General features: G+C 64.5%; 22 protein-coding genes. 13 read left to right on the top strand and 9 right to left on the bottom strand.

The window, feature by feature from the left end:
• Positions 1-19 precede the first annotated feature (19 nt).
• The 4 genes from AC5Y5W_RS03060 to AC5Y5W_RS03045 all read right to left on the bottom strand — a co-directional run bounded on the left by AC5Y5W_RS03060 (position 20) and on the right by AC5Y5W_RS03045 (position 3,253).
• Positions 20-1,129, bottom strand: a complete 1,110-nt coding sequence (locus AC5Y5W_RS03060; RefSeq protein WP_500010685.1) for a 3-beta-hydroxysteroid dehydrogenase — start codon at positions 1,127-1,129, stop codon at positions 20-22.
• Positions 1,130-1,195: 66 nt separating this feature from the next.
• Positions 1,196-1,429, bottom strand: coding sequence for an exodeoxyribonuclease VII small subunit (locus AC5Y5W_RS03055; RefSeq protein ID WP_500010686.1), 234 nt, complete (start codon positions 1,427-1,429; stop codon positions 1,196-1,198).
• The gene (xseA, locus tag AC5Y5W_RS03050) at positions 1,419-2,663 is read right to left on the bottom strand and encodes an exodeoxyribonuclease VII large subunit (RefSeq protein ID WP_500010687.1); all 1,245 of its coding nucleotides are present in this window, start codon (positions 2,661-2,663) and stop codon (positions 1,419-1,421) included. The genes AC5Y5W_RS03055 and xseA overlap by 11 nt, the downstream gene beginning before the upstream one ends.
• Positions 2,660-3,253 (bottom strand): lipid droplet-associated protein, encoded by a 594-nt coding sequence (locus tag AC5Y5W_RS03045; protein WP_500010688.1) that lies wholly within the window; start codon positions 3,251-3,253, stop codon positions 2,660-2,662. The genes xseA and AC5Y5W_RS03045 overlap by 4 nt, the downstream gene beginning before the upstream one ends.
• Before the next feature lie 87 nt (positions 3,254-3,340).
• On the opposite strand from AC5Y5W_RS03045, the gene AC5Y5W_RS03040 reads away from it, so the two are divergent.
• Positions 3,341-4,342, top strand: coding sequence for a 4-hydroxy-3-methylbut-2-enyl diphosphate reductase (locus AC5Y5W_RS03040; RefSeq protein WP_500010689.1), 1,002 nt, complete (start codon positions 3,341-3,343; stop codon positions 4,340-4,342).
• 19 nt (positions 4,343-4,361) lie between these two features.
• On the opposite strand, the gene AC5Y5W_RS03035 is transcribed toward AC5Y5W_RS03040, so the two are convergent.
• Positions 4,362-5,432 (bottom strand): DUF6542 domain-containing protein, encoded by a 1,071-nt coding sequence (locus AC5Y5W_RS03035; protein ID WP_500010690.1) that lies wholly within the window; start codon positions 5,430-5,432, stop codon positions 4,362-4,364.
• A gap of 171 nt (positions 5,433-5,603) precedes the next feature.
• Here AC5Y5W_RS03035 and ychF point away from each other — a divergent pair, with 171 nt between their 5' ends.
• The 7 genes from ychF (at position 5,604) to AC5Y5W_RS03000 (ending at position 11,258) form a co-directional block, all read left to right on the top strand.
• A complete protein-coding gene (gene ychF / locus AC5Y5W_RS03030; RefSeq protein ID WP_500010691.1) occupies positions 5,604-6,677 on the top strand; it encodes a redox-regulated ATPase YchF in 1,074 nt (357 codons plus the stop codon).
• Between the two features lie 34 nt (positions 6,678-6,711).
• The gene (locus AC5Y5W_RS03025; protein WP_500010692.1) at positions 6,712-7,845 is read left to right on the top strand and encodes an alpha/beta fold hydrolase; all 1,134 of its coding nucleotides are present in this window, start codon (positions 6,712-6,714) and stop codon (positions 7,843-7,845) included.
• 101 nt (positions 7,846-7,946) lie between these two features.
• The gene (locus tag AC5Y5W_RS03020) at positions 7,947-8,333 is read left to right on the top strand and encodes a hypothetical protein (protein ID WP_500022053.1); all 387 of its coding nucleotides are present in this window, start codon (positions 7,947-7,949) and stop codon (positions 8,331-8,333) included.
• A 151-nt stretch (positions 8,334-8,484) separates the two neighbouring features.
• Positions 8,485-8,883 (top strand): VOC family protein, encoded by a 399-nt coding sequence (locus AC5Y5W_RS03015; RefSeq protein ID WP_500010694.1) that lies wholly within the window; start codon positions 8,485-8,487, stop codon positions 8,881-8,883.
• 150 nt (positions 8,884-9,033) lie between these two features.
• A complete protein-coding gene (gene arr, locus AC5Y5W_RS03010; protein WP_500010764.1) occupies positions 9,034-9,435 on the top strand; it encodes an NAD(+)--rifampin ADP-ribosyltransferase in 402 nt (133 codons plus the stop codon).
• 48 nt (positions 9,436-9,483) lie between these two features.
• Positions 9,484-10,089, top strand: a complete 606-nt coding sequence (locus AC5Y5W_RS03005) for a VOC family protein (RefSeq protein WP_500010695.1) — start codon at positions 9,484-9,486, stop codon at positions 10,087-10,089.
• A gap of 716 nt (positions 10,090-10,805) precedes the next feature.
• Positions 10,806-11,258, top strand: a complete 453-nt coding sequence (locus tag AC5Y5W_RS03000; protein WP_500010696.1) for a DUF2834 domain-containing protein — start codon at positions 10,806-10,808, stop codon at positions 11,256-11,258.
• Between the two features lie 81 nt (positions 11,259-11,339).
• Here the strand turns inward: AC5Y5W_RS03000 and AC5Y5W_RS02995 are convergent, their stop codons facing one another.
• The gene (locus tag AC5Y5W_RS02995) at positions 11,340-12,221 is read right to left on the bottom strand and encodes a LysR family transcriptional regulator (protein WP_500010697.1); all 882 of its coding nucleotides are present in this window, start codon (positions 12,219-12,221) and stop codon (positions 11,340-11,342) included.
• Positions 12,222-12,295: 74 nt separating this feature from the next.
• Here AC5Y5W_RS02995 and AC5Y5W_RS02990 point away from each other — a divergent pair, with 74 nt between their 5' ends.
• Together AC5Y5W_RS02990 and AC5Y5W_RS02985 are read left to right on the top strand one after the other, a co-directional pair.
• Positions 12,296-13,561 (top strand): MFS transporter, encoded by a 1,266-nt coding sequence (locus AC5Y5W_RS02990; protein ID WP_500010698.1) that lies wholly within the window; start codon positions 12,296-12,298, stop codon positions 13,559-13,561.
• A 32-nt stretch (positions 13,562-13,593) separates the two neighbouring features.
• Positions 13,594-14,106, top strand: coding sequence for an OsmC family protein (locus AC5Y5W_RS02985; RefSeq protein WP_500010699.1), 513 nt, complete (start codon positions 13,594-13,596; stop codon positions 14,104-14,106).
• A 23-nt stretch (positions 14,107-14,129) separates the two neighbouring features.
• On the opposite strand, the gene AC5Y5W_RS02980 is transcribed toward AC5Y5W_RS02985, so the two are convergent.
• On the bottom strand, positions 14,130-14,819 hold the full coding sequence (locus tag AC5Y5W_RS02980; RefSeq protein WP_500010700.1) for a guanylate cyclase: 690 nt from the start codon (positions 14,817-14,819) through the stop codon (positions 14,130-14,132).
• Between the two features lie 86 nt (positions 14,820-14,905).
• Between AC5Y5W_RS02980 and AC5Y5W_RS02975 the strand changes: the two genes are divergently transcribed.
• Complete coding sequence (locus AC5Y5W_RS02975; RefSeq protein ID WP_156657709.1) at positions 14,906-15,064, top strand: hypothetical protein; 159 nt, start codon at positions 14,906-14,908, stop codon at positions 15,062-15,064.
• On the opposite strand, the gene AC5Y5W_RS02970 is transcribed toward AC5Y5W_RS02975, so the two are convergent.
• Complete coding sequence (locus AC5Y5W_RS02970; protein ID WP_500022052.1) at positions 15,061-15,849, bottom strand: adenylate/guanylate cyclase domain-containing protein; 789 nt, start codon at positions 15,847-15,849, stop codon at positions 15,061-15,063. The genes AC5Y5W_RS02975 and AC5Y5W_RS02970 overlap by 4 nt on opposite strands.
• Before the next feature lie 195 nt (positions 15,850-16,044).
• Here AC5Y5W_RS02970 and AC5Y5W_RS02965 point away from each other — a divergent pair, with 195 nt between their 5' ends.
• Together AC5Y5W_RS02965 and gnd are read left to right on the top strand one after the other, a co-directional pair.
• Positions 16,045-17,454: a glucose-6-phosphate dehydrogenase gene (locus AC5Y5W_RS02965; RefSeq protein ID WP_499887235.1), complete on the top strand. Its 1,410-nt coding sequence runs from the start codon at positions 16,045-16,047 to the stop codon at positions 17,452-17,454.
• Between the two features lie 15 nt (positions 17,455-17,469).
• Entirely contained in the window at positions 17,470-18,498 is a 1,029-nt protein-coding gene (gnd, locus tag AC5Y5W_RS02960; RefSeq protein ID WP_499886608.1) for a phosphogluconate dehydrogenase (NAD(+)-dependent, decarboxylating), read from the top strand.
• On the opposite strand, the gene AC5Y5W_RS02955 is transcribed toward gnd, so the two are convergent.
• Positions 18,495-19,343, bottom strand: a complete 849-nt coding sequence (locus AC5Y5W_RS02955) for an alpha/beta fold hydrolase (RefSeq protein ID WP_499886606.1) — start codon at positions 19,341-19,343, stop codon at positions 18,495-18,497. The two genes, gnd and AC5Y5W_RS02955, sit on opposite strands and share 4 nt — an antisense overlap.
• Positions 19,344-19,350 lie beyond the last annotated feature (7 nt).

The following is a 19,350-nucleotide window of genomic DNA, read 5'->3' as shown; positions in this document are numbered from 1 at the left end:
GTGATCGCAGTTGCAGCTGCTATTCGGGTGGCGCCGCCGCGACGACCGCCGCCGGACGCGGCGTAGTGGTGGCCTTGATCTGCTCGAACAATTCACAGTAATAGGACTGACAGTCGGCCATGGCCTGCTCGGTGGTGAACAGTGGCCGGTAGCCCAAGTCGCGCTCTGCCTTGGCGATGGAGAAGTAGTTGTCGAGGTAAAGTCGTTCCACCGCAAGGGGTTCCAGCAGTGGCTTGGGAAGCCCAAACCGGAAGTGTAGCGGCTGCCAGATCGTCATCACCCAGCGGACCAGCGGACCGTTCACCCGCAGCCGGGGCCAGCGCTGCCCGCAGGCTTCAATCACCGGCCGGGCGAATTCGAACATATTGATCGGCTCGGCGTCGTTGACGAAGTATGCCTGGCCCGGTGCGGTGCCGCCGGGCACCAAGTGCTCTGCGGCCAGGATGAAGCCGTGAATCAGGTTGTGTACGTACGAGTTGTCCAGTTTGGCGTTCTTGCTGCCGATGAGTACCTTGACGTGGCCGGCGACAACACTCTCGAACATCTTGCGGAACATAGTCTGGTCCCCGCGGCCCCAGATGCCGCTGGGACGGATCGAACAGGTGAGCATGTCGCCGACACCGTTCTGGGACAAGACGTATTTCTCGGCGGCGACTTTGGTTTCGGTGTAGAGGTCGTTGAACCGGTCGGTGTAGGGAAGTGTTTCGTCGCCGTTGGCGATGCGCTGGCCGCCCATCACCACACTGTTGGAGGCGGTGTAGACAAAGCGTTTCACGCCGGCGGCCTGCCCGGCACGCACGAGGTTCTCGGTGCCGCCGACATTGACCGCGAAGCTGCGCTTGCGGTACTCATCGGTCACCGATGCGCCGCCCATCAGATCGATGATGGCCGCGGTGTGGATGATCGTGTCGATTCCGGCCACCGCCATGGCGACAGTGTCGGGATCGCAGATATCGCCCTCGACGACTTCCAGCTTGGGGTGTTCCGGCAGCGGCGACGGTGCCCGGTCGAAGGAGCGCACCTCGTGTCCGCGCTCTAGCAGTGTGGTCACCAGGTTGGCGCCCACGAAGCCGGAGCCGCCGGTGACCAGGACGCGGCCGAGTTCAGTCGTCAACGATGCATCACCCATCCGACGAGGATAACTGAAACGTGTTCCAATTCCGAGCGGAACGTGTGAAACTGGTTTTGGTTTCAACTACTCGTCGGCGGCTTCGGAATTGTCGGCAGCCAGTGCATCCTCGATGCGTTTGCGAGCTCCAGCTAAGTGTTCTTCGCATCGTTTAGCGAGCTGTTCGCCTCTTTCCCATAGCCTCAGCGACGCATCGAGGTCCAAGCCGCCCTGCTCCAAAGTTCGCACGACTTCGACCAGTTCGTCGCGGCATTCTTCATAGCCGAGGTGACTAATGGGCTTAGCTTCGTCACTCGCCATCCGTAGATCCTTCGCTGACTGCCCCCACTGCGCCATCGCCGACTCGTACCCGCAGCTTGGTGCCGGGAGGGGCATCGTCGACCGAGCGCAACACCGCCGCCGGTCCCGAGGCCGGAACCGTCTGCACCACCGCATAGCCGCGGGCCAGCGTCGCCGCCGGTCCCAGGGTGGCCAGCCGGGCGGACAGATGGCCGACCCGATCGGTCTCGGCGGCGACCAGCCGGGTGATGTCCCGGCGACCCGCGGACCGCGCACGATGGATTTCGTCGGCACGCACCCGCAGCGCGGCCAGCGGCTCGGCCAGCACCGGACGACTACGCAACTGGGCCAGCGCCCGTTCCTCCCGGGATACCCAATTGCGCAGCGCCTGCGCACTGCGCCGGCGCAAATCGTCGACCAGACGCTGCTCGGCGGCGGTGTCCGGCACGATTTTCTTCGCCGCGTCGGTGGGTGTGGCCGCGCGCAGGTCGGCGACCAGATCGCACAGCGGGTTGTCCGGCTCGTGGCCGACCGCGCTGACCACCGGTGTGCGGCATGCTGCAATCGCGCGGCACAACGTCTCGTCGGAAAACGGCAGCAGATCCTCGACACTGCCGCCGCCGCGGGCCAACACGATCACGTCGACGTCTGGGTCGGCGTCCAGCCCAGACAACGCCTCGACGATCTGCGAGACGGCATTCGGCCCCTGCACGGCGGTATTTCGGACCGCGAAGCGCACCGCGGGCCAGCGCGCAGCGGCCACCGACGTCACATCATGCTCCGCGGCGCTGGCCCGGCCGGTGATTAGCCCAATTGTGCACGGCAGGAACGGGATCGGCCGTTTGAGCCGCGGGTCGAACAACCCCTCGGCGTCCAGCAGCCGGCGCAGCCGCTCGATGCGGGCCAGCAACTCGCCGATGCCCACGGCGCGAATTTCGCTGAGCCGCAACGAGAACGTGCCACGCCCGGTATAGAAGTTGGGCTTGCCGCACACCACCACCTGGGTGCCTTCGGCCAATTTGACCGGTGCGCTCAGCACCAAATCGCGCGGAGCGGTCACGGTCAGCGACATGTCGGCGGCGGGATCGCGCAACACCATGAACACCGTCTTGGCGTCTGGGCGCACCTTGATCTGGGTCAGTTGGCCCTCCACCCACACGGTGCCCAGCTTGTCGATCCAGCTCGCCACCCGGATGGCCACCGCGCGAACCGGGAACGGGTTCTCGGCCGAGTTCGGCTGCGCGGCTTCGGTCACTTGGCGGTCGCGCGGGTGATCCTGTTAGCCAGCAGCGTCTGGAACGGCGCCCGCGCCCTGGTGGCCTCTTCGTAGGCCAGCAACGCCTCGAGCTCGTCGACGTCCAGCGTGTTCAGCCGGGCACGCAGCTGAGCCAGAGTCAGCGTTTCGTAATCGAGCTCGTCGGCCACGGCCGGTGCCGACACCGTAGACGTGGCCGGCTTCTTGGCACGTTTGGTGGGCATGGGCGTGGTCGGGGGATCGGTCGGTGCACCGCCATCCGACGCCGAGTACAGGGCGAACCGTCCTTCGGCGCGGCGTTCGGCGTCGACCGGCTCGGGCCCGGCATCCAGCTCGCCGTCGTCCACGTCCTCGTCGAAGGTTGCCCATTCAGGCTGTTCGTCCTTCGGCGGGAAGAAACTATCGAGCGTGGCGTCGCCCTTGATCACCAGTTCGGCCATGTTCTGCTGGAATCGCATCACGACGTGCGCAGCCTGGCTGGCCAGGGTCATCGGGTACATCAGGATGGTTTTCGGCAGCTTCATCGTCTCCTCGACGGCGAGGGTCGCCGCACCGACCAGCAGCCGAACCCCATACGGTGCAGTAGCCATGGGTCCAAGACTGCCTTACCCGGCCGGTCAACTCCAAGCTGGCCGGGAAATGGCGTAGCCGGGTCGCCGGACCGTACCCTGGTTGTCATGTCTCCTACCGTCAACATGGGGATTCCCGGTGCGTCCAGCACGGTGGTCGACCCCGCGGCCGGTAAGCGGGTGTTGCTGGCCGAGCCTCGCGGATACTGCGCCGGCGTGGACCGCGCCGTTGAGACGGTCGAACGCGCGTTGGAGAAGCACGGTCCGCCGGTCTATGTCCGCCACGAGATCGTGCACAACCGGCATGTGGTGGACACGCTGGCCAAAGCCGGGGCGATCTTCGTCGACGAAACCGACGAGGTGCCCGAAGGCGCGATCGTGGTGTTCTCCGCGCACGGCGTCGCGCCGAGTGTCCACACCTCGGCCGCCGAGCGGGATCTGCAGGTCATCGACGCCACCTGCCCGCTGGTCGCCAAGGTGCACAACGAAGCCAAGCGTTTCGCCCGCGACGACTACGACATCCTGCTGATTGGTCATCAGGGCCATGAGGAAGTCATCGGCACCGCCGGTGAAGCCCCCGACCACGTGCAGCTGGTCGACGGGCCCGACGCCGTCGAGCAGGTCACGGTCCGTGATGAGAACAAAGTCATCTGGCTGTCCCAAACCACGTTGAGCGTCGACGAGACCATGCAGACCGTGCAGCGGCTGCGCGAGCGCTTCCCGAAGTTGGCCGATCCGCCCAGCGACGACATCTGCTACGCCACCCAGAACCGGCAGGTCGCGGTCAAGGCAATGGCGCCCGAGTGTGAGCTGGTCATCGTGGTCGGGTCGGCCAATTCGTCGAACTCGGTGCGACTGGTCGAGGTGGCCCTGGGTGCCGGGTCGCGGGCCGCGCACCTGGTGGACTGCGCCGACGACATCGACCCAGGCTGGCTGGACGACGTCACCACGGTTGGTGTGACCTCCGGAGCGTCGGTGCCGGAGGTGCTGGTGCGCGGCGTGCTGGAGCGACTGGCCGAGTCCGGCTACGACGTGGTGCAGCCGGTGACGACTGCCAATGAGACGCTGGTGTTCGCGCTACCGCGAGAGATCCGCCCCAGCCGTTCCTGATCCTGCTCGTGGGGGTCAGTCAGACGTCGTATTCCCAGGAGTCCGCCTTGGACTTGCGCGGTTTGCGTGAGTCGTCGGTCCCGGCTGAGCGCCGGTAGCGCACCTGTGAAATGGGGTGATGCGTCGCGGTCGCGCCGCTGGGTGCGGAGCGGCGACGCGGTTCAACAGGATTGACGGGTTCGTAACCCTCAGTGGACTCGTAGGGGTCGAAGCGGCTGCTGCGGGCCGCCGGCCTGCCGCGACGCAGATGCGGGTCGCGCCGGATCTCCCGCGGCGGTCGGCCGCGCAAGTCGGGATCGCGCGGCACTCGGCCGCGGCGGGGCGGTTCTGGTGCGTCGACGTCGCGGCTACGGGCCGGGCGTCGGCGCCGGGTGCGTTCGATCGCGGGGTCGAGCGGCTCCTCCAGCGGCGGCCGAATATGCCGCGACCGGGTCGGGGCGGGACGCTTGGCGGTCCGGGCTCCGGTGGCTTGGGCTGATTTGGTGCGGCGGGCCGCCGTGTCGGTGCGCCGCGCGCGGGCTGGCGCTTTGGCGGGTTTCCTGCTGTGTTCAGGTGCGGCTGCGTCGCCACCGATCATCGCGGCGAGCTTCGCGATGAGGGCGCTGAGACCCCCGCCGGTGTCCTCGGTTTCCGGTTCGGTGTTCGCGGTCGTTCGTACCGCCATTCCCAGATACCAGCGGATCATGCCGATCAGTAGCACCCCGGCCGAGGTGAACAGCATCAGCGGGAAGCGCTCGATCAGCGGATAGCCGCAGTTGATCAGCAGGTCCTTCAGCCCGGTGAATCTGGCGCCGTGGAACAGCCAGTAGGCGCCGGGAACCGCGCAGAACAGGATCAGCGGAGGTTGGATGGCTGCGGTGAATACAGCTGACTGCCGCACCGCCAACACCGCAGCCACGCAGCCCAGCACGTAGAGCGCGGAGAAAACGTCGGTCAACTCTTTGTTGCCCGAGCCGGCGTCGAAAGCGAACCCGACGGCGGTCGCGGTCGCTGCGATGACGATCGCTGCCCACCACGGCACACCAGGAAAATTGGGGTGGATCGAGCGATGACCTGCCGTCACTGCCGACCTCGCCCGCTGTGCTGACACATGTCGACCGTACCGGCTCAGCGCAGAAAGGCCCGTAAGGACCTGCCCTGGTTTGTGCGGGGCGACCCGCTGCGCCCGGCTCCGCCGCGGTTGCGATCGCCGGGGTTAACTGGGCCGACCCGCTGCGCCCGGCTCCGCCGCGCTTGCGATCGCCCCTACACTTGGCTCCCTGTGAGCTTGAGCCTGGGAATTGTGGGTTTGCCGAATGTCGGCAAGTCGACGCTGTTCAACGCGTTGACCAAGAACGACGTGGTGGCTGCCAACTACCCGTTCGCGACGATCGAACCCAATGAGGGCGTGGTGCCGCTGCCCGATCCACGGTTGGCCAAGCTGGCCGCGATGTTCGATTCCGAGCGGATCGTGCCGGCGCCGGTGACCTTCGTCGACATCGCCGGCCTAGTCGCCGGCGCGTCGGAAGGGGCCGGGCTTGGCAACAAGTTCCTGGCCAACATTCGCGAGTGCGACGCGATTTGCCAAGTGGTGCGGGTGTTCTCCGATGACGACGTGGCTCACGTTGCCGGACAGGTTGACCCCAAATCCGACATCGAGGTCATCGAGACCGAGTTGATCCTGGCCGACATGCAAACGCTCGAGCGTGCGGTGCCGAGGCTGGAGAAGGAAGCCCGTAACAACAAGGACCGCAAACCCGTTCACGAGGCTGCCGTAGCTGCCCAACAGGTGCTCGACAGCGGAACGACCCTGTTCGCCGCCGGGCTGGACACTGTGGTGCTGCGAGAGCTGAACCTGTTGACCACTAAACCGTTCCTGTATGTCTTCAACGCCGACGAGGCGGTGTTGACCGACGCCGCCCGCGTCGCCGCGCTGCGCGAGCTCGTCGCGCCCGCCGACGCGGTTTTCCTGGACGCCAAGATCGAAGCGGAATTGGCCGAGCTCGATGACGAGTCGGCCACCGAGCTGTTGGAGTCCATCGGGCAGCACGAGCGGGGCTTGGATGCGTTGGCCCGCGCCGGCTTTCACACGCTGAAGCTGCAGACCTTCCTGACGGCCGGGCCAAAGGAAGCCCGGGCCTGGGTCATTCACCAGGGCGACACCGCGCCGAAGGCCGCCGGGGTGATCCACACCGACTTTGAAAAAGGTTTCATCAAGGCCGAAATCGTGTCCTACGACGACTTGACCGGCGCCGGGTCGATGGCCGCGGCCAAGGCCGCCGGCAAGGTCCGCATGGAGGGCAAGGACTACGTGATGGCCGACGGCGATGTCGTGGAGTTCCGGTTCAACGTGTAGGAGTAAGCAGTAACGCGTAGTAGGCAGGTGAGAAATGGCCAGACTCTCGAAGTTCCGTTCTGAGGACGCGCGTGCCGGGTATCTCCGGCTGTACGACGCTGCGCTTTCGGCCAGCTCTGTCCAAGTCACGGAATCGGACGTCGAGACATCTTTTGGCAGCACCCATGTGCTTCACGCGGGCGATCGGTCGAAGTCGTCGCTTGTGGCCCTCCACGGGTCGTCGATCAGCTCGACGTCTTGGGTGCCGCTCCTTGGCACTCTTACTGCTAGCCATAGCGTCACCATGATCGATGCTATCGACGAAGCCGGCAAGAGCATCGCTGCGAAGCCGACCAAGACCATCGCTGACATCGTGACTTGGCTTGATGAAACGCTGCGCGCTCTAGATATTCAGCGGTCGGCGTTTGTGGCCGCTTCGCGTGGCACGTGGATATCCGCTCACTACGCGACTGTCTTCCCCGAAAAGGTGGAGCGCTTGGCGCTGTTGTGTCCAGTTGGCATCGCGGGCGGAATGAGCCCGAGCTTCATGGTCCGGGGCCTCGCGTCGCTGGTTTTGCCGCTCAAGGAGGGGCACGTCTGGCGAGTGCTCGACACAATGGTGGTGCCTCACAACCGCAAACTGCTGCGCCAACAGCCCTGGATGCCGTCTATGCGTCAATTCGTCTGTGGAACAATGAATTTCAAGATGTCTTTCAGGAACCCTCAGCCTCGGCCTTGGCCACTTCGAAGCGATTTCGATCTAGATCGACTCATGGCGATTCCTGTACTGGCTGTCATCGGCAGAGACGAGTCGGCGCTCAACGGCCCGCAGGCCACAGGCATGTTGCGCGAGTCGCTACCGAATGCACGGATCGAGGTTGTCGACGATGCGAACCACATGGTGATGGTGGACCAAGCCGCGACCGTAGAAACACTGCTCGTCGAGTTCCTCGGTGACGTGTGCCGAACCTCCGCTTCATCGTTGAGGAAACGCTCGTCGAGGGCGGGCCGTGGTCGACCCGCATCGCGACCCGCTACCACACCGAGCGTGACGGTCGGCTCGTCTACCGCGGCGCCTACTTTGGGCGGGTCGCGTGGGGAAAGGTGGTCGAAGAGATCATTCTGCCGGACACGAAGGCGCTATCGGCCGCGCTCGAACAGCCTGGGAGATTCCGGGAACACTGAATGAAGTGCAACCTGGTGGAGTTTCGTTTCGTTGGCAAACAACCTCCAGAGGCGGGGCCGCTGCCCGCTAGTGCGACGACGATCGCTGCGGCGTTAAAGTAAGTCGTGGTCGCTGAGGACCGTGTCGATACTCAGGGTGAACTCGATCGGCGCACCGCTGAGTTGGATAACCGCGAGGAGGCCCTTGCGCGGCGTGAGCGTGAGCTCATGCGGCGCGAGCGCGTCGCTGACGAACGAGATCGCATCGCCGATGAGCGGGACCGAATCGCAAGTGATCGCGAGCAGACAGCGGACGACCGAGAACTGCGTGCGGACGAACGTGAGGGCGCGACCGCGCAGCGTGAGAGCGAGCGACTACAACGGATCGACGAACGGGCGGAGCGAAAGCAAGCCGCTGCCAGTCGGGAGAATGCAGAAGTTCGGCGCGCGGTGGCTGAAACCCGGCGGCTTGAAAGCTTCCCGTCTTCGCCCGACGAACGGACCGCCACGTAGTCGTTGATCCGGTTCAACGCGTAAGCCGGACGCTGACCGTCGTCGGTGATCCTGACCATCGCTGCCGCTTGGTTGTCGGAGGCGATGCTTAACATGCCGTCCGTCAGGCACTGCACGCCGCCGGCGCGCAACGACTCACAGGGAGGGCTGCATGAAGTTCATTTCGACCCGGATCATCACCGCCGACGTCACTCGTCTGGTCGATTTCTATGAGATGGTCACTGGCGTCTCGGCGGTATGGGGAAACGAGTTGTTCGCCGAGATTTCGACGCCGATCGGCACGCTGGCCATCGGCAGTGACAAGACGGTCCCACTGTTTGGCGAAGGATCCGCCGAGCCGGCGGCCAACCGCAGCGCGATCCTGGAGTTCATTGTCGAGGACGTGGACGCCGAGTACGAGCGGTTGCGCGGGCGCGTCGACGAGGTCGTGACAGCACCGACAACCATGCCCTGGGGCAATCGTGCGCTGTTGTTTCGGGATCCAGATGGAAACCTCGTCAACCTGTTTACCCCGGTCACCGAAGAGGCACGCGCCAAGTTCGGAGTTTGACTGCCGGCGAGATCGGTCTGCGTCCTCCCCTTCTCACCATATGACAGGGAGGGGGGCTTGCGGCAAGGCCCCTGACGTGCTGCAGAATCTTCGGACCATGAAGCGCACGGACGGAGGATTGCGGTGCCGAGCACGCCGAAACCCTTTGAAATGCACGAGTCGGGTGCACTGCTGCACGGGACCAAAGCCGACCTCTCGGTGGGTGATCTTCTGGTGCCCCGACGTCAGTCGAACTACGAGACCGGGCGCCTCTCAAACCACGTCTATGTGACCCAAACGCTAGACGCGGCAGTGTGGGGAGCAGAACTGGCTGTCGGCGACGGCCGTTGTCGCATATACGTTGTGGAACCAACCGGGACACTGGAAGACGACCCGAACGTGACGGACAAACGGCATCCTGGAAACCCGACTCGCTCCTTCCGCACCCGCGACCCCGTCCGAATAATTGGTGAGCTCACCGACTGGGTGGGTCATTCACCCGACCAGCTTCAATCCATGTGCGATCTCTTAACCGACCTTCGCCGGCGTGGGCTGGCAATCATCTATGACTAGATCCGGGGTCACCCGGTGCGAAGTACGAGTAACTTCTGAGGAGGGGCAATGCGGTGGCGCGGCGTTAGTCACGTTGAATTCGCGGTGTTGGACTACGACGAGTCCATCGCGTTCTACGACACCATGTTCGGCTGGCTCGGATACAGCAGCTTTTCGTCGCTGAACATGGAGTACCAGTCGACGTATTACATGACGCGATATGTCAACCCGCACAGCTACATTGGTATTCAGCCGGCCCGTACCGGGGAGAAGTTGACGCACAGTGACCAGGCGGTCGGCATCAACCACATCGCCCTGTGGGCTCGCAACCGAAAAGAGGTTGACCGCTTTCATCGCGACTTCTTGGTCAAGCGTCATATTCCCGTCACCGACCAGCCGCAGGAGTACCCGCAGTACTGGCCCGGCTATTACGCGGTGTTCTTCGACGACCCGAGAAACGGCATTCATTGGGAACTGGCGTGGATACCGAAAGTTCCTACTCCCCGCCAAGTTTGGTCGTTTTACCGTACGCTTCGTGGCTTCGTCAAGAGTCGGCCAGATTTGGCACACACGGTGCTCGGTGTCACCTTGCAGGCGAGACGATCACTGCCGTCTCGGGGCGCCAAAGCCGGCTCAGGCTTCGGATGCCAACGTACGTCGTCGACTTCCGATTGAAATGTTTTGAGCCGCTGGCAATGTTTTTAGCGACCTTGGGCGGGGTCCATCCGCAGGTCGAGCGGTCGCGTCGCGCACGTGGAACCCGAAACCGCCTGCTGTGGCTGCGGACGGCGATATCGAGGACGGCCAATCTGACCGCTGACCCTAAATCGTTGTCAAAACATAATCTTGACGGCGAATATGTGGTTATGGTCCGTGGATCCGGGACAACGGGTTCCGGCACCGAAGGGGGGCAGCGATGACCCGGAAAACAATTGCCATAGGTACCAAGATCCCGGCGATCCTCGCCGCGGCGGCAGGCATAGTAGCGGTTGGTCTGCTCACTACCCCGATCGCGAGCGGAGAAGAACCCCAACAATGCCCGCAGGGACAATTCCCAACAACAGACGGAACAGGATGCGCGGGCGTCCCGGACCCTACCCAGTATGGCTGTCCACCAAAGGATTTTAAATGCATGTTCGATTCCTTGCCTCCACGCTGAGGGACGTTCCGCGAAGGACCGATCGAGGTTCGCGGTCCAGCGCCATTGAACAGCCCGCATGTCCCGGCTCTCCGTCGAAATTGCGTACAGGGTCGTGATATTCGCGAACCAACAGCCCTGGACGCAATCTCAACGGCGGTTGCGGGGGAACCATTCAGAAGCGCTGCCGCGGGCTGGTAGTGAAGTTGCCGTTTTGCACCATCGGCAGTTCAGTTCGTCCTAGCTTGAGCGCATGACAACAGCCGAGCAAGCATCATCGGTCCCCACCTCCCGCAAAGTTCTGTGCGTCGTCTACGGCGCTGTTGCAGTCGCCGCGCTCATCGCGACTTGGAGTCAGGCGACCGCGTACGTACACAGCCCGACGGACTTCTTGGTCAATTTCTGGCGCGACACCCAAGTGACTGCGGCCTCGCGAGACATCGCCGCCGACGCTTTGATGTTGGCCTTGAGCGCCGTCATCTTGATGGTGATCGAAGCCAGGAAGCACGGCGTGCGATTCGTCTGGCTTTACGTTGTTGGATCGTTCTTCATTGCCGTAAGTGTGATGTTTCCGCTTTTCCTGATCGCCCGCGAATTACGCATGTGCGCATCCGACGCGCCACGCCTGCGCACGACAGACACGGTTCTGCTCTCGGTTGTCGCCGTGCTGACCGTCGCACTGACTGTTTGGATCGACGTCGGGTGATGCTTAAAGCGTTCTTCATCAATTAGCTCCCGTTGTCCGCCACATGGCTGCCCGATATCAACGAGCCTCAGCGACAATCGATTACGACAGCTGTTCGAGGAAGACACGGGCGGCAGGGTTGGTCGGCACCCGTGTCCGACCGACAAGCGCAAGACTTCGGGCCGGCGGATGGGTGTCGCCGCCGACCCGGTGCAGCCGAACAATGGGCAGTCCGCTGCGGCGCGCGACCGGCTCGGGCACCACTGCAATCCCGAGCTCGTGGCGGACCAAACTCAGCGCCTGCTCCATTTGGCTGGTGCGGAAGGCAATCCGTCGCTCAACACCGGCGGTACGAAAGAGCGCCTCGACGACCGTTTGCAGTCCCAGGCCGGCTTGAAAGTCGACGAACGGCTGCCCGGCCACGTCGACCAGTCGCACCGCGTCGCGCTCCGCCAACCGATGCTCCGGCCCGACCACCAGCACCAGCATCTCGGGGTAATCCCGTAGCGCAACAAGGCGCTCCGGCAGCGGGGTGGCGTCAAGCGCGACAAAAGCCAAGTCCAACTCGCCGTCCTCGACGGCCGCCAGCAAGTCGACCGTCGGCGCCTCACGCAGCACAATTTCCACGCCGGGATGCCGCGCGTGTAGGGCGGCGATGCGCGCGGGCAGGTCGACGGCGGTGAACGTTTGCACCACACCGAGTGCCAACTGCCCGGCCCCGGCGTCGCGGACCGCAGTGATCGCCTGTTCGGCAGCTTGCACCTCACGCAGGATGTGCTGAGCGTGCTCCGACAACGCCCGACCCGCGGTCGTGAGCACCACCGAGCGGGTGCTGCGTTCGAACAACGGCGTATGCAGGACGTTCTCGAGCGCGCGTATCGACGCGCTCAGCCCTGACTGGGAGATGCCCAGCTCGGCCGCCGCCTGGGTGAACTGCCCGGCTTCGGCCACCGCCACAAAGTGGCGCAGCTGCCTGAGCTCCATATATCGATGCTAGTTCTTAATCTGATAAAACCTAGTTGTTTTACATCTGGCAGCCCGGTGGGCACCATGGGGCTATGAGCCACACCGAGTCAGCCCAGCCGCGGATGGACCGTCGGCTGGTGTTCGTCATGGCGCTCACTTCTGGCCTGGTGGTGGCCAACAGCTATTACGCTCAGCCGTTGGTCGGCACCATCGCCGACTACTTTCACGCCTCGACCACCAGCGTCGGCCTTATTGTCACGGCCAGCCAAATCGGCTACGCGATAGGCCTCGCGCTGCTGGTGCCGCTGGGCGATCTGACCGAGCGACGAAAGCTGCTCACCGGCATGCTGATTGCGACCTGTGCGTGTCTGCTGGGCATGGCTGTCTCGCCGAGTTGGCCGGTGCTGGCGGCCGGGGCGATCTTGGTGGGCATCGGCTCGGTGGTCGGGCAGGTGCTGGTGCCGTTCGCCGCATCGCTCGCCTACGAAGAGGAGCGCGGGCGCGTTATCGGCAGCGTGATGACCGGCCTGCTGCTGGGCATCCTGCTTTCCCGCGTCGTGGCCGGCCTGATCGCCGCCATCGCCGGCTGGCGCGCAGTGTTCGTCGTCGCCGCGGCACTGATGCTGGTCAGCTGCGTGTTGGTGCGCTCGTTACCGGTGCGGGCACCCGAGGTCCGGATGAGCTACCGGCGATTGCTGGCCTCGGTCGTGCAGATCGTGCGTGAGGAGCCGGTCCTGCGGCTGCGCATGTGGTACGGCATGTTGACCTACGCCTGCTTCGGCGTGTTCTGGACCAGCGTCGGCTTCCTGCTCGCCGGCGGCATCTATCACTGGTCCGACGGTCAGATCGGGCTGTTCACGCTGTTCGGCGTCGCAGGTGCGCTGGCAGCGAAGTTCGCCGGCGGATTGGCCGACCGCGGTTACGCCCGCGCGCAGACCGGCGCATTCGTCGTGCTGACCGCGCTGAGCTTTGTGCTGCTGTGGATTGGGCAGACCCAGGTGGTGGCGTTGGCGCTTGGAGTGGCACTGCTGGATCTGGGCATCCAGGGCACGCACATCACCAACCAAAGCGTGTTCTATCCGCTGCGCCCGGAGGCCCGCAGTCGGCTCAATACCGCCTACATGACCAGCTACTTCGCCGCCGGCTCGCTGGGCAGCATGCTCTCTGCCATTGTCTACGGCAGCTACGGCTGGGGAGCGGTGTGCATCCTGGGCGCCGTCTTCCCCGCCATCGGCACCATCATCTGGCTGGTGGAGATGGCACGTGAGTCTGCGGGTTCGGCTCATCGTGACCGAACCGGAACGCCCAGTTCAGCGGCACCGCGCCGAGAAACAACCTTGCCGGCAGGCGAACGCTGATTAGTCTCGAGCCGACTGAAGGAGCGTGCGCCGTGACGACCTCAACCAACCATCTCGGTGGCCTGATCGCCGCCACCGGTGACGCGATAGCGGCCGACGAGGCCGCTGCCCACGTGGTGTTCGAGGCCTCGGCGCAGCCCCATGATGCGGTCGCCAGCACCGTCACCTTGGGCAAGTACCGCGTCGAGGTCGACGAACCCCCGGCGCTGGGCGGGGAGGGCGCGGCACCGAATCCCGTCGAGTACTACCTTGCGTCGCTGCTGTCATGCCAGATCGTGACGTGGCGGTTCTGGGCCGAGAAGCTCGGCATTGCGGTCGACGACGTCTCCGTTCGGGCTGAGGGTGACTTGGACGTGCGGGGCTTCTTCGGGTTCGACGACGCCGTGCGGGCGGGCTTCAGCGCCGTGCGAGTGGTCGTGACGGTGACGGGGCCGGAAACCCCGGAGCGCTACCGGCAACTGCAAGACGCCGTCGATGCGCACTGCCCGGTGCTCGACCTGACCCGCAACGCAACTCCGGTGCAGACCAGCTTGGAAATTGCGTAGCCACATCGGTTACCGCGCCCGGATTAGTCGGCCACGACAGCGATTTCGTCGCTCAACCGATATCCCGGTGCCAGCGGCAGCGTGTCACCGCTCCAAAATGAGCCGGGGTCAAACCAGTTGGCATCCTTCTCGGTGTCCAACAACCCCATCTCCTCGTAGGTGATGGCCACCGTCTCCGCGCAGTAGGCGGTCTCCAGGCCGACCTCGCTCCGCTGCGCCTTGCGTCGTCGGGTGGATTCACGAACCTTCTTGTCCACCAAGGGGATTCCACGTACCCAGTCATAAGCAGTCGGGATCCGGCCGCGAAACCAGCGACCGGTCAATCGTGCGACGGTGGGAAACGGGGTACCGTCCAACCGGGCGATGACCCGCAGCATCCGGTCCTCCTGCTCGCGGTTGGCATACGGCGTCAGCTGACGTAGCCAGCAGCGCTGGTGGTAGTGCTGCACCCAGCGCTCGACGGCCTGCCGCGCGTCGTGGAGTTGCACGCCGCGGTGGTTGGCGCCGGCCCAGACGTCGGTCAGCTTGTCGCCGAGTTCGGCGTGCCAGATCAGCGGCGGGAGATCGTCGATCGCCACCGTCATGCCGACGTGGTTCACCGGGCTGTTCGACAACGTTTGGATGGCCCGGTCCGGCCTCGAACTACCGCGAAACAGCCAGATGTCGCCGGTGCGGGTCTCGTTTAGCGCGCGATCTAACGTCACCGGTCCCATTGCGCGGCTCCTCCCCGCTCAAAGCGCCGAGCGCCTCGTCGCCGCGCGGCTCGCATCCACCCCCGCAGCTTATGCAGACTTGTCCCATGCGCAACGTATGGAAGTGGCTTGGGCTGGCCGGTCTCGTCGGCGTCGCGGCCGGGGGAGTGCTGGTCGCCCGCGACCAGCGCCGGCGAAAGGCCTACACACCCGACGAGGTCCGGGCCCGCCTGCATCAACGCCTGGCCGAGTCGGACCAGCGCTAGCGACTGACCGCGTAGAGCCGCTGGGATCCGCTGAAACCCTTCAATTCAACGTCACGGCCGTCGTCGAACGCGATGTCGTCGCACTCGTGCAGGGCGTCGTGTACTGCGTCGCTGACCAGGATTTCACCCCCGGCGGCCTGCCCGGCGACTCGAGCCGCCATCGCGACGTTGCGGCCGAACAGGTCGTCGCCGCGACGCACCGAGCGACCCATGTGGATGCCGATCCGGACTCGAATACCGTTGCGCCGGTTGTGCTTAGCGTCCCTGCGCAATTCGTGTTGGACATCCAGACCGCATCGCACTGCATCTTCGGCACGCGCGAACGCGATCATGAACCCATCGCCCTGACTCTTCACCACGTGTCCTGAGTGGCTCTTGACCAGTCGCCGGACGAGCTTGTCGTGGGCACCGATCAACTTGACCCAGGCGCGGTCGCCGATCCGCTCGTTGAGCGCGGTGGACTCCTCGATATCGGAAAACAAAATGACCACGCGGCCGTCCGGAGTGATCCGGGCCAGGTCGGGGCGCTCCACCTCCGCCCAATCGGCGAGGTCTTCGATCGAGCTGCGTACCGCAGCCCCGAACCCCTCTTTGCGAACGAGGTTCGCCGTTTGCCACACCGTCTTGACCGCCTCACGGCCGCCCGATAGCAGCCAATTACGGCTGTCGAGTCGCTGCTGGAGTTCGTCGACTTCGCGTCGGCTGCGGGTATATAGCACTCCCAAGACGGCCAGCGCCGCGGCTTCCAGCACCGCGACTCCAGCCAGGACGTAGATCGCGATCATGACAGGCATCTTTACCTATCGAGCTTCGCTGTGGACAGGAGGCCACGAAAGTGCAACTGCCGACGTGATTCCCGACTAGGTCCGTGGGTTGTCGGGGCGCATCCGCAATGTCTAGGGTTGAAGTTGGCTGCCGGGGGCAAGACACAAGTATCAAAACGCAGTGCTGACTAATCGATTGTGGGTGGAGGTCCCGGATTGGCCGAATGCGGTGGAAATCCCTCTGATCTGCTGGTGATCTTCGGCATCACCGGCGATCTGGCCCGCAAGATGACCTTCCGAGCCCTGTACCGTCTGGAACGCCGCGAGTTGCTGCAGTGTCCGGTCTTGGGCGTGGCCAGCGACGACATCGCAAAAGACGAGTTGGTCAAGCGGGCCCGCAAGGCCATCGGCGAGACCGGCGAGAAACTGGATGACGCGGTGTTCGACCGGCTGGCCGACCGGTTGTCCTACCTGCACGGCGACGTCACCGACGCGGGGCTGTACAAGGAGCTGGCCGAGCAAATCGGCACTGACCGCACCTGCCTCTACTACCTGGAAATGCCGCCGTCGCTGTTCGCGCCGATCGTCGAAAATCTGGGAAAGGTCGGGCTGCTGGAGCGATCGCGCGTCGCGGTGGAAAAGCCGTTCGGCCACGACTTGAAGTCAGCACAGGAACTCAACGCGCAATTGCGCGCGGTACTCGACGAAGAGCAGATCCTGCGGGTAGACCACTTCTTAGGCAAACAACCGGTCGTCGAGCTGGAATATTTGCGGTTCGCCAACACCACGCTGGCCGAGCTGTGGGACCGTCGCAGTATCTCCGAAATCCACATCACGATGGCCGAGAATTTCGGCGTCGAGGACCGGGGCAAGTTCTACGACGCGGTCGGGACGCTGCGCGACGTCGTGCAAAACCATCTGCTGCAAGTGCTGGCGCTGGTGGCGATGGAGCCGCCGGTCGGCCCGAGCGCCGACGACCTCAACGACAAACGCTACGAGGTTTTCCGCGCGATGCCCGCCCTGGATCCTGCGCATTACGTGCGCGGTCAGTATGCGGGCTACACCGACATCGACGGGGTGGCCGACGGCTCGCAGACCGAGACCTTCGTCGCGCTGCGCACCGAGATCGACAACTGGCGCTGGTCCGGCGTGCCGATTTTCCTGCGAGCAGGTAAGGCGCTGCCGGAGAAGGTGACCGAAGTTCGGTTGTTCACCCGCCGCGTTCCTGCATTGGCGTTTCTGCCCAAACGCGAACGCGCCGAACGCAACCAGATCGTGTTGCGGGTCGACCCCGATCCGGGATTGCGCCTGCAGTTGGTGGCGCTGGACGGCGACTCGTGGCGCGACGTCCACCTGGACTCATCCTTCGCGGCGGACCTGGGCGAACCGATACGGCCCTATGAGCGCCTGCTGCATGCCGGGCTGACCGGCGACCGCCAGCTGTTCGCCCGCGAAGACAGCATCGAGGAAACGTGGCGGATTGTGCAGCCGCTGCTCGACACTCCGGGCGAAGTTCACCCCTACGAGCCCGGCTCGTGGGGCCCCGAAGCCGCGCGGTCGCTGCTGCGCGGCCACCACGGTTGGGAAGAACCGTGGATGCCGGCCACCAACCAGGCGTCGAAGTAAGGAGAACGGACGAAAATGCAGCTAGGGATGATCGGCCTGGGCCGAATGGGCGCCAATATCGTCCGCCGCCTGGTCAAAGACGGACATGAATGCGTGGTCTATGACCACAACCCCGATGCGGTCAAAGCGATGGCCGGCGAAGACAACACCACCGGGGTGTCGTCGTTGTCCGAGCTGGCCGAGAAGCTCGCGGCGCCGCGCGTGGTCTGGGTGATGGTGCCGGCCGGCGACATCACCACCGGGGTGATCATCGAGCTGGCCAATACCCTCGCCGAGGGCGACATCGTCATCGACGGCGGCAACTCCTATTACCGCGACGACATGCGGCACGCAAAAGCCTTGTCCGAGAAAGGCATACGCCTGCTGGACTGCGGCACGAGCGGTGGCGTGTGGGGTCGGGAACGAGGCTACTGTCTGATGATCGGCGGTGACGCCGACGCGGTCGCTCACGCCGAGCCGATCTTCGCCGCGGTGGCGCCCGGGGTGGAAGCGGCACCGCGCACGCCGGGTCGTGACGGCGAGGTCGCTCAGTCAGAGAAGGGCTATTTGCACTGCGGGCCTTCGGGCGCGGGGCACTTCGTCAAGATGGTGCACAACGGCATCGAGTACGGGATGATGGCCTCGCTGGCCGAAGGGCTGAACATCCTGCGCAACGCCGACATCGGTACTCGGATGAAAAAGGGCGAGGGCGACGCAGAGACCGCACCGCTGACCAATCCCGAGTTCTACCAATATGACATCGACATCCCCGAGGTCACCGAACTCTGGCGACGCGGCAGCGTGATCGAATCATGGCTGCTGGATTTGACCGCGATTGCGCTGCACGAGGCTCCCGACCTGAAAGAGTTCACTGGTCACGTCTCCGACTCCGGGGAGGGCCGTTGGACCTCCATCGCGGCGATCGACGAAGGGGTTCCCGCGCCGGTGCTGACCTCAGCGCTGTATTCCCGCTTCGCTTCCCGCCGCCTCGACGAGTTCGCCGATAAGGCGCTGTCGGCGATGCGCAAGCAGTTCGGCGGGCACGACGAGAAGTCCGGCACCTAGCGTTTGGCGAACTGCACCACGACGTCGCTGAAGGCGTCGTTGTCGTCGCCGGCTGCGGTATGGCCGGCTCCGGTCAGTTCGACGAACTCCGCGCTGGGCACTGTCGCCAGGAAGTGCTGCACCCCTTCCGGACTGACCACATCGGACAATTTTCCGCGGATCAACAACACCGGAATCGTCAAGGATGCGGCGGCGTGCTCGAACTTCTCGGTGCGCAATTGCGGATCGTCGCCGGGCTTGGTCATGAACGCCGGATCCCAATGCCAGTACCAGCGGCCATCACGCAGCCGCAGGTTCTTCTTCAAGCCCTCCGGACTGCGCGGCTTGGTCCGATGCGGCAGATACGCGGCAACGGCGTCCGCGGCCTCTTCGAGTGAGCCGAACCCATCGAGACCGCTGAACATGAAGTCTCGGATGCGTGCGCTGCCGTTCTTCTCGAACCGCGGCACGACGTCGACCAGCACCAACCCCGTTACCCGGTCAGCTCCGGCTTGATCCGCGACCAGGATGCCGGTCAACCCGCCCATGCTCGCGCCGATCAGCGCCACCGGACGGCCAATGGCATCGAGGACCTGCATGACGTCCGCTGTCAAGGTGTCGACGTCGTAGTCGGCGTCGGGAGACCGGTCGCTGTCGCCGTGCCCGCGGCTATCGATCGCGACGACGTGAAATCCCTCGTCGGCGAGGACTTGACCGGTGCCCTTCCAGGAAAACCGATTCTGGCCGCCGCCGTGCAGCATCAGAATCGTCGGCCGGTCGGTTGGCGCGTCGCGGTTCCACTCGTCGGCCACCAGGGTGATGCCGTCGACGCCGGAGTACTTGACAGTGCGCGGTGTGCTGCTCACCGTGCTG

The sequence above is a fragment of the Mycobacterium sp. NGS51 genome, assembly GCF_059812525.1.
Note: the sequence above shows the minus strand (reverse complement) of the source record. Positions and strands in the feature narration are given on the sequence as shown.

Bases quoted from the DNA above. Each gene is read 5' to 3' on its own strand.
- AC5Y5W_RS02990 (WP_500010698.1), top strand. From the start codon at position 12,296: ATGAGCCACACCGAGTCAGCCCAGCCGCGGATGGACCGTCGGCTGGTG.
- AC5Y5W_RS03000 (WP_500010696.1), top strand. From the start codon at position 10,806: ATGACAACAGCCGAGCAAGCATCATCGGTCCCCACCTCCCGCAAAGTT.
- AC5Y5W_RS03040 (WP_500010689.1), top strand. From the start codon at position 3,341: ATGTCTCCTACCGTCAACATGGGGATTCCCGGTGCGTCCAGCACGGTG.
- AC5Y5W_RS03005 (WP_500010695.1), top strand. From the start codon at position 9,484: ATGCGGTGGCGCGGCGTTAGTCACGTTGAATTCGCGGTGTTGGACTAC.
- AC5Y5W_RS03045 (WP_500010688.1), bottom strand. From the start codon at position 3,253: ATGGCTACTGCACCGTATGGGGTTCGGCTGCTGGTCGGTGCGGCGACC.
- AC5Y5W_RS02975 (WP_156657709.1), top strand. From the start codon at position 14,906: ATGCGCAACGTATGGAAGTGGCTTGGGCTGGCCGGTCTCGTCGGCGTC.
- AC5Y5W_RS03055 (WP_500010686.1), bottom strand. From the start codon at position 1,429: ATGGCGAGTGACGAAGCTAAGCCCATTAGTCACCTCGGCTATGAAGAA.
- AC5Y5W_RS03015 (WP_500010694.1), top strand. From the start codon at position 8,485: ATGAAGTTCATTTCGACCCGGATCATCACCGCCGACGTCACTCGTCTG.
- AC5Y5W_RS02995 (WP_500010697.1), bottom strand. From the start codon at position 12,221: ATGGAGCTCAGGCAGCTGCGCCACTTTGTGGCGGTGGCCGAAGCCGGG.
- arr (WP_500010764.1), top strand. From the start codon at position 9,034: ATGCACGAGTCGGGTGCACTGCTGCACGGGACCAAAGCCGACCTCTCG.
- AC5Y5W_RS02970 (WP_500022052.1), bottom strand. From the start codon at position 15,849: ATGATCGCGATCTACGTCCTGGCTGGAGTCGCGGTGCTGGAAGCCGCG.
- AC5Y5W_RS03025 (WP_500010692.1), top strand. From the start codon at position 6,712: ATGGCCAGACTCTCGAAGTTCCGTTCTGAGGACGCGCGTGCCGGGTAT.
- AC5Y5W_RS03060 (WP_500010685.1), bottom strand. From the start codon at position 1,129: ATGGGTGATGCATCGTTGACGACTGAACTCGGCCGCGTCCTGGTCACC.
- AC5Y5W_RS02980 (WP_500010700.1), bottom strand. From the start codon at position 14,819: ATGGGACCGGTGACGTTAGATCGCGCGCTAAACGAGACCCGCACCGGC.
- gnd (WP_499886608.1), top strand. From the start codon at position 17,470: ATGCAGCTAGGGATGATCGGCCTGGGCCGAATGGGCGCCAATATCGTC.